The 9,471-nt window shown below is 40.4% G+C and carries 9 protein-coding genes and 2 pseudogenes; 6 read left to right on the top strand and 5 right to left on the bottom strand.

The window, feature by feature from the left end; all coding sequences use genetic code 11:
* Window positions 1-55 precede the first annotated feature (55 nt).
* From PSF16_RS15150 to PSF16_RS15130, 5 genes and pseudogenes are all read right to left on the bottom strand, one after another.
* A pseudogene (locus PSF16_RS15150) lies at window positions 56-793 on the bottom strand (IS6 family transposase).
* A gap of 620 nt (window positions 794-1,413) precedes the next feature.
* Window positions 1,414-2,250 (bottom strand): DUF932 domain-containing protein, encoded by an 837-nt coding sequence (locus PSF16_RS15145; RefSeq protein ID WP_272689565.1) that lies wholly within the window; start codon window positions 2,248-2,250, stop codon window positions 1,414-1,416.
* Window positions 2,251-2,264: 14 nt separating this feature from the next.
* On the bottom strand, window positions 2,265-2,690 hold the full coding sequence (locus tag PSF16_RS15140) for an antirestriction protein (protein WP_181480320.1): 426 nt from the start codon (window positions 2,688-2,690) through the stop codon (window positions 2,265-2,267).
* A gap of 91 nt (window positions 2,691-2,781) precedes the next feature.
* Window positions 2,782-3,654: a GTPase family protein gene (locus tag PSF16_RS15135; protein ID WP_272689564.1), complete on the bottom strand. Its 873-nt coding sequence runs from the start codon at window positions 3,652-3,654 to the stop codon at window positions 2,782-2,784.
* Window positions 3,655-3,710: 56 nt separating this feature from the next.
* Window positions 3,711-4,658 carry a hypothetical protein gene (locus PSF16_RS15130; RefSeq protein ID WP_272689563.1) on the bottom strand — a complete coding sequence of 316 codons (948 nt, stop codon included), beginning with the start codon at window positions 4,656-4,658 and terminating at the stop codon, window positions 3,711-3,713.
* A gap of 643 nt (window positions 4,659-5,301) precedes the next feature.
* Here PSF16_RS15130 and PSF16_RS15125 point away from each other — a divergent pair.
* From PSF16_RS15125 to PSF16_RS15100, 6 genes and pseudogenes are all read left to right on the top strand, one after another.
* Window positions 5,302-5,889, top strand: a complete 588-nt coding sequence (locus PSF16_RS15125) for an inovirus Gp2 family protein (protein ID WP_272689562.1) — start codon at window positions 5,302-5,304, stop codon at window positions 5,887-5,889.
* Window positions 5,890-5,986: 97 nt separating this feature from the next.
* Entirely contained in the window at window positions 5,987-6,196 is a 210-nt protein-coding gene (locus PSF16_RS15120; protein ID WP_115167970.1) for a helix-turn-helix transcriptional regulator, read from the top strand.
* A gap of 71 nt (window positions 6,197-6,267) precedes the next feature.
* A complete protein-coding gene (locus tag PSF16_RS15115; protein WP_154610554.1) occupies window positions 6,268-6,843 on the top strand; it encodes a hypothetical protein in 576 nt (191 codons plus the stop codon).
* 648 nt (window positions 6,844-7,491) lie between these two features.
* Window positions 7,492-7,701: pseudogene (tssK, locus tag PSF16_RS15110) on the top strand (type VI secretion system baseplate subunit TssK); the annotation flags it as partial.
* A gap of 359 nt (window positions 7,702-8,060) precedes the next feature.
* On the top strand, window positions 8,061-9,158 hold the full coding sequence (locus tag PSF16_RS15105; RefSeq protein ID WP_272689561.1) for a GDP-mannose 4,6-dehydratase: 1,098 nt from the start codon (window positions 8,061-8,063) through the stop codon (window positions 9,156-9,158).
* A gap of 2 nt (window positions 9,159-9,160) precedes the next feature.
* The coding region (locus tag PSF16_RS15100; RefSeq protein WP_272689560.1) for a sugar nucleotidyltransferase at window positions 9,161-9,471 on the top strand (311 nt) is incomplete at its 3' end.

Here is a 9,471-nt window from a genome sequence, read left to right as displayed (position 1 = left end):
GGGCTTGTTGCAAATAATCGCCAGGACTACTTTTTGCTCAACAGTGATGAATGTTTCACGCAAAAATAGTCTCGACATTGAATAATTGATTGATAAAGGCGGATCGCTCCCGTACCCGAAACCTGGGTTCGTCATGACGGAGCCAGTCATCAAACTGGCCTTTATTCAGTTTTCGCAAGGTTTCAAATCCCTGAATTGTTGACCAGGCCCGCTTAGCAGATTTGAAACCACCTGTGGCGATAATCAGTTTTTTAATCGGCGCATGATCGGATTCAATACGATTGTTAAGCGTTTTGATTTGCCGTTGTTTCACATCGTTACGGAGTTTGCCTTCTTTAATTAAACGGGCAATGGCATAACCGTAAGCGGCGTGTTTGTCAGTATTGAGTATTTCAGGCTGTCGCTCAGCAGAATAAGGTTTTAATACCCGCTTGAGAAATTCATAGGCGGCATGCCGGTTACGTTTCGGGGAAAAATAGATATCCAGTGTATCGCCGTGCTTATCAATTGCCCGGTAAAGATAAAACTATTTTCCGTTAACCTTTACATAAGTTTCATCAAGCTGCCAGGAGGAAACGGTACGAATAAACTGATATTTTTTGAGTTTTTTACGCAGTACAGGGGCATATTGGATAAACCAACGATAAATGGTGGAGCGGTGAACGGAAATGCCCCGCTCAGCCAACATATCGCTGACGTGAGCATAACTCAGTGGCGTCGAGCCATACCATCGAAGGCACCACAGGATAATAGTTGGCGCAAAATGCTTCCATTTAAAATCGGTAGACACCATTAAACTGCCCTCTGAAAGAGACTCAGGCTTCAGTGTTTATCATCAACTCAATTTTTGCAACAAGCCCCTTAATATCACTGACATAAAGATAATTTAGCGTGAGATAGTTTAACTTAATATATCTGTTTTACCTATCAATAATTGAAATACGATTGATAATACCGATAATATCTATCAATAAACGGTTATCGATCGGCGTAATCGATCAAGTGCTGTTTTGTCGCTTAAATAAGAAAAATCGTTAATGAATGATTTGATGAAATAAGAAGGGAATAAATGACACGTAAAGGATCATCTCCGTTATCGAATGGATTAATGTACTGGGTATTATTGAATGCCAAAATACGATGAAATTATATTTGTTCATTGGGGGGCGATGTAATGCTTTATAAACCATGACGTTTATTTATTTTGTTGTATACGTGAAAACCGAATTCTGTTAAAACCCAACGGTTTGATAGGTGCCAGTGGATTAAGCCTTTTTTCTCCAATGACAGCAGCGTTCTTTTATTGCAGAGTGGAGCGTAATTGAGTTTAACATTGCCTAAGGTTTTTATTTGCCGTTCTGATAATTTCATTGTGTTCACCGTAGATTAAGTATGGCTTATTATGCACAGAGGCTATAAGCGTTGACGCCCGGAGAAATGCGTGTGCATTTGTTCTGTGAGTACCCATAACGCTTTGTTCAATTTGATATCGCCATCAATCCCATTTACAGAGCGCGTGCGAGCTCGTTTTCCTTTGACGGTACGACCGGATAATCCCCCCTTGATTAGATTTTCCTGCAAACGTTGATAGACTGTCCATAAATCCTCTTTCTTATCTTCGACGCGCCGAGGTTGTAACACCTGGGCCTCGGTGATGGGGTGATGCTCTTCACCATAACGGTACGTTAATGCGGCTTGGGCAAAGATGTGTTGTGCTGAAGGCGGTAACTGTAAGGATTGCATTTGCTCGCGTTTATCGGCGATCGCATCGAAGGTCTCTAACACCGCATAGGCGCCTTCAATCACTTTATTCAGCACATCCCCTTTATGGGGCACTCTGACTTCCCTAAAGCTGTCTCCACAAACCAGCCCATTCGCACATACGTATCGAAAGAAACCGGGCAGCATCTGATAACTGCTGGAGCCATCGTGGCTATTGAGTAAGATAATTTCAGGGACTTGGCTCCCCGTGATTTGGTCATGACGGCGTAATCGAAGTAGATGCTTGGTGTGTTCTCGGCGACTGGCATCACGCACACGCGTTTGGCAGGCAAAGAAAGGATAGAAGCCTTCTTTTTTAAGGCTATCCAATAACGTAATCGTGGGAATATAACGGTATCGGTCACTTCGGGAGTCGTGTTTTTCTCCGGAAAAAACACTGGGAACAGTGCGAAATAATTCGTCGGTAGTGAGTGGACGGTCACGGCGAATGCTGTTAGCAGAACTAAAGCGAGAGGCTAATCGAGTCATGGTTTTACTCCGGGTTAATCAATTAAATGGAAAATAGCAATAGATTCAGCGTGCAGTGCGGCATAGTCACGTAGCTGATAAAAGCGCTCACACATCACGTCACTTTCGGTTTTAAATGACCAAATACTGTAAAGAATAAGACAGACAGCAATGCCAGCGGCTTCACAGCTGACGTCCGCTTCATTGCCATTATGGGGGTTAAATAATGTCAATTTTTCGTTGTTTAGGTCGGGGTAAATAAACGCGCCACCATTGGATAAGGTGCAATATTCCCAATACCCGCCATGATAGTCATCACAAACCTGCCCCATAGTGGTAAATATGACCACTTCAAAGATAGTCCAGCCTTTGACTCGACCAAAGTGATTGAGCCAAAAATCAAGGCGTTGTTCATCAGGGACTAATGCCATTGTGATAGTGCATTCAGTGGTGTTTGTCATAAATTAAATATCCAATAAAAAGAAATAAAAAAGCGCCAATCCTTAACAGGATTGGCGCTGAGAGTAATAATTAATGGGGTAATGTAAGAAGTTAAAAGAACAGGCTCCACAGGGATTTAGCGACGGATACGATACTGTTTTTAACGGTGTTAACCGTACTTCTTATCAATGGCGGCAAGGGAATGATATCGATTAAGGTATCCACAATATCACTGACACATTGACCAAAATCGTTACGTGCGGCGTTCTCCACCGATTGCGTCCGGTAAGGGCTGTTCAGTTGCCTAGCTACCCCGCTACTGGCTTGCACCGGTAGCGCCTGTATGAGCTGCTCTGCTAATTCAGTCAGTTGATAGTTTTCGACCGCAGAAACTGTTATCACAGGATGATGCGGTTTAAAGGCGGTTATGACGGCTTGTTGTTTTAATGTTAAGTTAGCCTCTTGCTCATGGGATGGCTGGTGGCACAGCTCATCCCACTGACGACAGGGCTCTATTTTGTCGGCTTGGCTCAGCACAAAGAGAAATCGCTTAGATTGGTAACCACATTGCTCCATGAGAAAGCGATAACACTGTTCATCAGAAGACCATGCCCTATCATCGGCTTTGAGTACCCAGATAATTAAATCCAGTTCTGGCAATAAGTTACGGTAGAGCTGGTGGTATTCTCTATCTCGCTCAAGGCTTTCCCCCACGCCGGGTAAATCCACAAAGGTGAGTGTATGGTTATTCATCGTCATACTGAAGCGCTGAACCTGTCGTGTGCAGCCTGAAACATCACTCACAGGCGATAGTGACGATTGAAATAGTGCGTTGATAAGACTAGATTTACCAGCTCCCGTTTTCCCCATTAAGCCGATGGTAGGGGAGTAACTGATTAGCTGGTTGAGTTGATTAAAAAATTGATTTTTAAATGAAAATGGAAAGGCAGAAATTACCCTCCCTAATTCAGATTGGTGGTTCATATTACTTCCTTGAAAGAATGGTTGTGGCTATTCAAGTTAATAATATATATTTGAGATTATTTTAGATTTTTAACATGGTCATATTCTTCATTAATCAAATCAGTTAGCAGTTCATTTATTTGACATCGTTTATTTTTCACCAAAAAATCGAGCTTTTCTTTAACGGTAATATCAAGATAGCAATTAATCGCTTTCTTATTTGTTCGTTCTCTTCTTAACTGTCGTTGTCGCCAAGCACGATTCAGATTATTTATCAGCATTTTTTTTTCGAAGTGATGGCTATTCCAGAGCTTTAATACGCTGTATATCGCTAAGTATTTTTCCTCTGGGTTTATCGGATTAAAGTATTGGAGTGAGTCAATTCCCATTCGTCCTGCATCGAAATGCTCAGATTTGTGATAATCCACCAGATATTGCCAAGCCCATTCTATCCCTTCAGTTGATGTTTCATTGAGCCATTTAAACGGCTTAACCCCGTCACTGAGCTGGAGCCATTGGCGCTTTAAAGAATCGTTGTACTCCGATTTGGGTGGGTCAAACTCATCAAAATACAGAAAATCCAGGTAGATGACGATGAGGCTGAATCGTTCTTCATGCGAGGTGGGGAAGGTGGTATTGATAATTTGGTGGTTAAAGGCGGTGTCATGAATGTTTTGCAAGACTAAAAAGGGATCACGGCCTAAGTGCAGCAGACCCCAAATTAATGCACAGGCTTCCTTGTCTTTTTTTAGCCACTCAATGAGGGATATTGATAAAATATTCTTATGGTATAGCCGCTCGGCTTTTTCACTTTCTGCTTGCCGTTTTTCGCTCGATTCAATGGCGCTGAAGTAGTGATTGATCTCTTGTTTTAATAGGTTTTTGCTGTGAAAAATATCGGGTAGCTTCTGGGTTAGTTTAGGAAACCCATAATAATTTTGCGATTGTACCATGATAAAGCGAACATAAAATCGCAACATGCGAATGTCTGCATTTTTGTCTATCCAATTAATCACCTTGACCATAATTTCTCCATATAAAACTTAGCTAAAAACTAAGTCACAAAATGAGCGTATATCATAACAGATAAAGAAAAATAAAATGTGATATTACGTCATTATCAAAATAAATAAAAAATAAAACAAGTGTTAACGAATGCCAACTTGACGCTAAAAATTGCCAATTTATTTGCTTTGTTAGGCAATAGACTCACTAAATGACCGTTATCACTAGTCTATAAACATCGATTTTGAGGTCATGCGCACTTGCCGTGTGGAGTCAAAATGGTAGAAAAGTTAAATGTCAGGACGGTTTTTTGGGGAAAAATCAGGGAAGAGAAAGGGCTAATCTCCGAGTAAAAATGGCGGCTAAAATGGACTGAAGGTGTGATAACTCGCGGATGCTTCTCACTCTTTTTGTGACAATATACGTTGGTATAGTATTATGGGGTATCAACATCCTCATCGACTTAACCCAATAGAACTACTCCTCTCATCGTCACTCAATAGATATCGTTCTTGATAGGGAAAATCACCGGACTCTATCTGTATCATTCATCAATATTGCTAATCATGACACTGTCACGTTTTGTGATGGGGGAATGTGAATTACCTCTTTTTTACAACGAATGCCTTGGGTATGACATTACACAGACTTGAGGATCACACCATGTCCCGTTATACCTACAACGAAGATTATCTTTGCAAGATAGACCGTACTCTCCGCCGTGCACTATCCATCACCCATCGACTCACGGCAATCCGGGTTGATTTACGTTTTCCGGCTTCCGACGTACCACATCGTGAAGACTCTGCGGCTATCACGCGTTTTTTCGGTTCACTCAAAGCCAAAATTCAGGCGGATTTAAAACGCAAAAATAAGGCGTGGAAACGTAATCATACTTGCCCGTTATTCTATGTGTGGGTTCGTGAGTTTGGGGAGATTAATCACAAAAAGCACTATCACGTTTTACTGCTTGTCAATAAGGACGTCTATTGCGGGCTAGGTGATTTCAGGAAAACAGACAATACGCTTTGTGCTCTCGTGCAACAAGCGTGGTGTAGTGCTATTGATGTCGATTACCCTGCTGAGCGCTATTTAGTGCATTTTCCGGATAATGCCTGCACCTGGTTAGACAGTAACGCGCCTTACAATGACATTGCGGTGGAGAAGCTTAACCAACGTTGTCGTTACTTAGCTAAAACGTACTCGAAAGATTACAGTGATGGTGAGCGTTCTTTTGGATGTAGTCGCTAATAAAAAACATGAGGGGGATATCTTTTGGAAGAGAGATATCCCTAAACACTTATCGATATCCCTTCTGCCTTTTAACTTTAAAGACAGGAGTTCAATAATGACTACTCAAGCTATTCCCTTACTAGATGACCAATTCGTTGATATGAAGTTTATAACCCGCCTAACCGGTTTGACGGATAAATGGTTTTACAAATTAATCCAAGAGGGGGAGTTTCCCAAACCTATCAAACTGGGGCGTAGCTCTCGCTGGTTAAAGAGTGAAGTAGATCAATGGCTGCAAGCGCGTCTTGTGGCTTCTCGGTATTAACCCTTTCGAAGTCAACATATTCAATTTAACCCCAATTTGTTGTATGAATTAATTTATGGAGTACCGAGAGTATGAAAAAGCTGCCCGCTCGTTATGAAGAGTTATTGAGTTATTATCAACGTTGGTTAAATGGGTATACGAAGTTGTCCATTTGCCAGGGGATGTGTCATTCACTCATTCAAAACAGTCACTATTTGATGGTGTCGTACATTCGTTTTTCGAGTCATGAAGCCTGCCAGGTGGCGGTTATTCCTGCTCGTCTCTATCGACTGGTGTATGGTAACGCCTACCCTGACAAACTCACCGAAGAAGAGGATTTAAACCTGAGTTTTCATATTGATGAACGACTGTTACGCTACCACCCTATGCTGGAAGGGATACTGCTCAGTGAATGTGCGCGTCTTAAACAGCACTCCTTTGCTAACAAGTTAATCAGTTTATTTCAGCAATTTAATGATCCGGAAATACGTCCGAAATTGGTCTGGTTATGTTGGTATGATTTGCTGTTAGGGTCACCATTAGACGATTGGAACCATACACTTAAGTTGAAATCCAAAGAACAACTTGTGGAATGGGTGATTGATAGGCAAGCCGAAAATGGGGGATTAACAACTATTATGGATGAATATGTATTGTTCAGCCGATAAGCACGGCAAAGTAATATGGAGGATCAAAAGGATTAATATCGTTAACGCGTGCTACTCACTGTGTTGATATTCCTTCTCATGACAAACCTCATATCTGATAACGCTATGCTTTCACTTCAGACACTTTTGTAATTACCTTGCGGATGGCAATCAATCAGGCAAACTGATGTGACTGCTATATGTACAATCGTCTTCTGAGGCTTAAGTCATGCTGTTGTCAAGGGTGATGAATCCACTGAGATGACCCTAAGTTGCATAATACCCACCTTTTATCTGTTATTGACAGGGGGGATAACTCTATATGTGAGTATTCATGTTTATTTAAAATAAATAGATAAAAATATTGTTGGATTGTCTCACATTACCTATAATGAAAACCATTTATTTAAGATAAGTTGCTTATTGTTGTTGTTTGATGTGAAAGCGAGTTTTTCGTTGTCTTTTTAATGGTATCTGAGGACGGATTTGCTTTCGAATAATTTACCGTTTTACCTTTATGAGCCTTGGTTTACGGCTAAGGGCGGTAGCATATCAAAATATCAATAATGCTTTACTTTCTAAATTTGAATACAGCACCTTACTTCTGTGTTGTTTAGGAAAAAAGGGTCAGAATGCCAATTGCTTTTGCTTAAATGAAAGGATCATTGAATGAAAATTTACCGCCCATTATGGAATGAAGGCGCATTGTTCTCTCCGCAACAATTTCAACAACAAGCTCAGTGGGAGGCATTTACAAATCAAGGTGTTTCCGGTTTATCTTCTCCTTTCACCTGGGGAGTGGAAAAAGTTGACCTGGATGAATCACTTTTATCGTCAGGTCGCTTGCAAGTTCACCAATTACGGGCGTGGTTGCCAAATTAACTATGCCATTTCAATAATCACTAATTAAAGTGATATCAACTTTTTGGAGATCTAAGAGGTCAACCTATATCAGCTGTTTGCTGAAAATAATGAAAAATCAAAAGGGTGCGGAACTAAAGTGGGGGGAGGGGATCACAGTAAGATTTACCTGTAAGTATATCTTATTTATAGATAGTTTACTTAACAAATATCTCACTCGGGCTTATTTGTGTATAATAGCCAAAATTAGTTGAGTAAATTAAGAATTATCAGTGAACAGGTAGCTGTAAGCCCGGGGCGGTAGCATGCCAGAATCATGAGATAACTACTTTTAGCACTCTCATTTTCACAATCAAAATACGACTTATTACTCCAAGATGAAAATATTAGTTTCTGGTGGTGCAGGCTTTATTGGTTCTGCGGTTGTTCGTCATATTATTAATAATACCAATGACGCTATTATTAATGTCGATAAACTAACTTATGCAGGAAATTTAGAGTCGCTTAATTCTGTTTGTGAAAATAATCGCTATACATTTATTCAAGCAGATATTTGTGATGCAAAATTAATTACAGATATATTTAAACAACATCAACCTGATGCCATAATGCACTTAGCAGCCGAATCACATGTTGACCGTTCTATTGATGGCCCAAGTGAGTTTATCCAAACCAATATCATTGGTACTTACACATTATTAGAAGCCTCGCGCCAATATTGGAATCAACTCCCAACAGATAAAAAAGCCGCCTTCCGCTTTCACCATATATCCACTGATGAAGTCTATGGCGACCTTGAATCAACAACAGATCTTTTCACTGAAACAACACCATATGCGCCAAGTAGCCCTTACTCTGCGTCAAAAGCGTCTAGTGATCATTTAGTCAGAGCGTGGCAACGTACCTATGGTTTACCAACCATCGTAACAAACTGCTCTAATAACTATGGTTTACCAACCATCGTAACAAACTGCTCTAATAACTATGGTTCATTCCACTACCCTGAAAAACTGATCCCTTTAATCATCTTAAATGCATTAGAAGGAAAAGCTCTGCCTGTTTACGGTAACGGACAACAGATCAGAGATTGGTTATATGTAGAAGACCATGCACGAGCACTCTATAAAGTCGTTACTGAAGGTAAGATTGGTGAAACCTACAATATTGGCGGTCACAATGAAAAAGCCAACATTGATGTGGTAAAAACAATTTGTAGCATCCTTGAAGAACTCGTACCAAACAAACCGAATAATATTGAGAATTATAGTGACCTGATTACTTATGTGACTGATAGGCCAGGCCACGACTTACGTTATGCCATTGATGCTACAAAGATTAAAAATGAACTGAATTGGGTACCGGATGAGACATTTGAAACGGGTCTACGTAAAACGGTTGAATGGTATTTAAAGAACTCAGAATGGTGTGAATCAGTTCAAAATAATAAATATAATAGAGAAAGACTAGGGGCTTAAAAGTGAAAGGTATTATTTTAGCGGGTGGTTCTGGTACAAGGTTATATCCAATAACCATGGGAGTATCTAAACAGTTACTTCCTATTTACGATAAACCTATGATTTATTATCCGCTGTCAGTACTTATGTTAGCGGGGATCCGCGAAATACTTATTATTACAACACCTGAAGATCAAAGCAGCTTCGAACGTTTATTAGGTGACGGTTCTCAGTTTGGTATTTCATTACAATATGCAATACAACCAAAACCGGAAGGTTTAGCACAAGCTTTTATTATCGGCGAAGAGTTTATTGGTTCGGATAGTGTATGTTT

It is taken from the genome of Providencia sp. PROV033 (assembly GCF_028484855.1).
GTDB lineage: Bacteria > Pseudomonadota > Gammaproteobacteria > Enterobacterales > Enterobacteriaceae > Providencia > Providencia alcalifaciens.
The sequence above is the reverse complement of the archived record's forward strand: the minus strand, read 5'-3'. Positions and strand labels throughout refer to the sequence as shown.

What these genes read in the sequence shown, in the direction of transcription:
- PSF16_RS15145 (WP_272689565.1), bottom strand. Translation starts at nt 2,250, where the DNA reads ATGACTCGATTAGCCTCTCGCTTTAGTTCTGCTAACAGCATTCGCCGT.
- PSF16_RS15140 (WP_181480320.1), bottom strand. Translation starts at nt 2,690, where the DNA reads ATGACAAACACCACTGAATGCACTATCACAATGGCATTAGTCCCTGAT.
- PSF16_RS15135 (WP_272689564.1), bottom strand. Translation starts at nt 3,654, where the DNA reads ATGAACCACCAATCTGAATTAGGGAGGGTAATTTCTGCCTTTCCATTT.
- PSF16_RS15130 (WP_272689563.1), bottom strand. Translation starts at nt 4,658, where the DNA reads ATGGTCAAGGTGATTAATTGGATAGACAAAAATGCAGACATTCGCATG.
- PSF16_RS15125 (WP_272689562.1), top strand. Translation starts at nt 5,302, where the DNA reads ATGTCCCGTTATACCTACAACGAAGATTATCTTTGCAAGATAGACCGT.
- PSF16_RS15120 (WP_115167970.1), top strand. Translation starts at nt 5,987, where the DNA reads ATGACTACTCAAGCTATTCCCTTACTAGATGACCAATTCGTTGATATG.
- PSF16_RS15115 (WP_154610554.1), top strand. Translation starts at nt 6,268, where the DNA reads ATGAAAAAGCTGCCCGCTCGTTATGAAGAGTTATTGAGTTATTATCAA.
- PSF16_RS15105 (WP_272689561.1), top strand. Translation starts at nt 8,061, where the DNA reads ATGAAAATATTAGTTTCTGGTGGTGCAGGCTTTATTGGTTCTGCGGTT.